The sequence below is a fragment of the Microcoleus sp. genome, assembly GCF_049646505.1.
Taxonomy (GTDB): Bacteria; Cyanobacteriota; Cyanobacteriia; order Cyanobacteriales; family Microcoleaceae; genus Microcoleus.
Genome location: NZ_JBARVX010000643.1, coordinates 1 through 3,210 on the forward strand (window position 1 = coordinate 1; position 3,210 = coordinate 3,210).

A 3,210-nucleotide genomic window follows, 5' to 3' on the forward strand; every position below is an offset into this window, starting at 1 on the left:
TGTTATGGGCGAACTGGTTTATGCTAAATAAACGGGAAAAGTACCCAGCGTTGACAATTAAGCTGTTTTACATTTAAACTGTATGTCAAAAAACAATAAAACTATTGTGGAGAGTAGGGGTTGGGCTTCTAGCGGGCCCTGAACATACAATGTTTATTTGTCGGACAGCTTAACGGATTGTGTAGCGGATTTAATGGATGCAACGGATGGATGTTCAGCAGGGGATTTGATAACGCATTTAACGGATTTAACTCGCAGCTTGCAACATCTCAGATGTAACGGATGTCGGGAAGAGGTTCGAGGCAAGAAGCAGGTTCGGTTGAGGTAGGAAAGCGAAGAAAGCAAGAAAAAGGCGGAGGAATTGTCAGCTAACAGCGTGCAATCCCGTGAAAACAAGAATTTAAGTGCTTTGCGCCTGTTCCAAATCCATGCAGGATCATTCACGGCCAATTCTTCTATTTCTAAAATCTCAAATCTAAAATCTTTAATCTAAAATTGTATAAGTCCTGCGATCGCTCCTGATTCTTGTTTCTGTGGGACGAGTTTTGACAGCAAGCCAACAATCTCGATCGCCCGCAAGTGAAACTGCGGGCTGGAACAGTTAAAGTGTTAGAGAGCAATTAGTCACCAGCCTATGCCGTTGCCCCGAGTCGCGAGCAAAACTTCCCAACAGCTAACAAAAATACCCCTGCGCCACGTTCTAGTTGCCTGTTTTGTGCTGCAAATCGTCGCAGCAGTCGGGATTGTCGGATATCTTTCGTTTCGCAGCGCAGAAACAGCAGTCGAAGAACTCGCCCAGAAATCGATCGCCCAGACGGGAAATAGAGTTGAAGAAAAGTTGACTGCTGTTGTGGAAAATACCCAGTGGGTAAATCAACTTAATGCTGAAGCGATCGACCGCGCCGAATTAAACTTAGAGTTAGGACAGCCCCAACCTCGGAAAGAGAAGTTTCTCTGGCAGCAAATGCGATCGTTTAAAAGCATTCAGTGGATTTCCCTCGGTTCTGAAAAATCAGGAGAATATCTCGGCATTTGGCGCAACCCGAAAGACAACAGCTTGCAAATTGTCGCGGCATCAAAGTCTACCAATTATCAGAACATATACTACGCTACAGACAGCAGAGGCGCTCGCACGGCCAAATTAAAGACAGAAGCGGGAACCTACGATCCCCGCCTGCGCCCCTGGTACAAAGAAGCTGTGGCAGCTAACAAACCGATTTGGTCGAGCATTTATCGCGGCTTTACTCCGGGAACTGTTTTTATTGCAGCCAGCCAACCGATTCGCGATCGCAATGGTAAATTGCTGGGAGTTTGTGCGGTAGAATTTTCGCTCTCGGAGATCGAGCAATATCTAGCTCGCCTCCAGGTTAGCAAAACAGGAGAAATTTTCGCGATCGATCGATCGGGCTTGCTGGTTGCCAGTTCGAGTCAAGAATCATCCTTCAGAAAGATTTCTCAAAAGCAGGAATTTGAGCGGGTGAATGTTTTAGACAGCCAAACTACTGTCATTCGCACCGCAGCCGAGTATTTGTACGATCGCTTCGGGGGATGGGGCAACATTAACCAGCGGCAGCAACTGAAATTGGGCCGAGACGGGCAGGAATATTTTGTGGAAGTGCTGCCGTTTTCGGATAGTTACGGTTTGAACTGGTCGATCGTGCTGGCAGTTCCCAAATCCGATTTCATGGGGCAAATTAACAAAAATACCCCTACTACCATTTTAATTTGCGCGCTGGCGCTGCTAGTATCGATAATTGTCGGAGTGCTGGTGGCTAGATGGGTGACGCAGCCGCTGCTGCACCTCAACGAAGCTGCCAAAGATATCGCTAAAGGAGAATTCGATCGCACAGTGGCGGTGAGTCGCGCTGATGAAGTAGGCGAATTAGCGCAATCTTTTAACGAGATGGTAGCGCAACTGAAAAATTCCTTTCAAGCTTTGGCAGCCAGCGAGGAAAAATTTGCCAAGCTAATAGAATGCTTGCCGGTTGGGGTGATAGCCCTGACTCCGGCTGGTAGCGCGATTTTTATGAATTCGATGGGAGGAGAAATTACGGGTAAAGGGGCGGTGGCAAATACCACCCCTGAAGAACTTTCAGAAACTTATCAACTTTATGTATCGGGAACAGACAGGCTGTACCCGATCGAAGATTCGCCCTTTGAACGCGCCGTGATGGGCAAAGAAACCTTCCTTGAAGATATGGATCTTCGCCGGGATGGGAAAGTTATTCCCTTGCAAGTGCGATCGCAGCCAATATTTGATGCTGAGGGGAATGTGATTTATGTACTTATTGTGTTTCAAGATATCACGGCGCGCAAACAAGCAGAGCAAATATTGGCAGACTACAGCCGTACCCTGGAAACAGAAGTAACCTCGCGGACGATCGAGCTAGCTCAAATCAATGCCCGCTTGGAAATTGAAGTTGAGGAGCGCCAGCAAGCTGAAAAAATTATCCGCAAAGAGCGGGACTTTAATTTAAAGATTATCGAAAATTCTCCGATCTTTTTTGTGGCGATCGACTCTGAGGGTAAAATTCTGCTGGCCAATGACTGTATGCTGCAAGCTGTCGGTTATACACCAGCAGAAGTTGCGGGCAAAGATTACTTAGCGACATTTGTACCCGAGGGCGATCGAGCCGAATTGCACTCGATTTTTGAGCGCGTCACAGGCCGGGAACAAACGGTTAGCGAGCACCGGATTCTCACCAAGGGCGGTGATACTTTGTTAGTCGAGTGGTACGGTACGCCGGTTTTGGATGAAAATGGCAATTTTGACTTTCTGTTTGGGTTTGGGATTGATATTGGCGATCGCAAACAAGCACAAATAGCCTTGCAAAAAAGCGAAGCTCTGTTTCACAAATTAGCAATCACTGTTCCCGGAGAACTTTACATATTCGCGCAGCATCCCGACGGCTCCGTCAAGATGGAATATATCAGTCCGATGTGCCGAGAAATTCAAGAATTAGAGCCGGAGGAAATCCAGAACAACTCTGCTTTACTCTACGAACAAATGCACCCGGACGATCGCCCCAGCCACTTCGAGGCGATCGTCAAAAGTGCCGCAAATCTCGAACCATTTGCCCAGGAATGGCGGATTGTCACAGCATCGGGAAAACTAAAATGGCTGCAAGCTCATTCTCGGCCGGAATTGCGCGAAAATGGAGATATCGTCTGGCACGGCATAATACTCGATATTAGCGATCGCAAACAAGC

1 protein-coding gene is annotated in these 3,210 nt (G+C 47.4%); it reads left to right on the top strand.

Annotation, left to right across the window (positions count from 1 at the left end):
- Positions 1–634: 634 nt before the first annotated feature.
- Positions 635–3,210: PAS domain S-box protein (locus tag WBA89_RS29640; RefSeq protein WP_424411227.1), on the top strand; the 2,576-nt coding region annotated here is incomplete at its 3' end.